The following is a 309-nucleotide window of genomic DNA, read 5'->3' as shown; positions in this document are numbered from 1 at the left end:
CGGCCGCGCCCATCGCGCCCCAGGCAATGCCGTAGCGCGCCCGGTTGAGGCAGCCGAACGGGCCCTTCAGCCCCTCGACATTCGGCAGCAATGCGTCCTCGCCAACCTCGACGCCGTCCATCACGACCTCGCCGGTCACCGAGGCGCGCAGAGACAGCTTGCCGCCGATCTTCGGAGCCGACAGGCCCTTCATGCCTTTCTCCAGCACGAAGCCGCGGATCTTGCCGCCATGCGCCTCGGACTTCGCCCAGATGACGAAGACGTCGGCGATCGGCGCATTGGAGATCCACATCTTCGAGCCGGTCAGCT

The 309-nt window shown here is 67.3% G+C and carries 1 protein-coding gene; it reads right to left on the bottom strand.

Annotated features, from left to right (window positions below; all coding sequences use genetic code 11):
• The coding region (locus IG169_RS24485) for an acyl-CoA dehydrogenase family protein (RefSeq protein WP_193177329.1) at positions 1 to 309 on the bottom strand (309 nt) is incomplete at both ends.

This window comes from Oricola nitratireducens, from assembly GCF_014904745.1.
Classification (GTDB): domain Bacteria; phylum Pseudomonadota; class Alphaproteobacteria; order Rhizobiales; family Rhizobiaceae; genus Oricola; species Oricola nitratireducens.
This window is presented reverse-complemented; position numbering and strand designations above follow the sequence as displayed.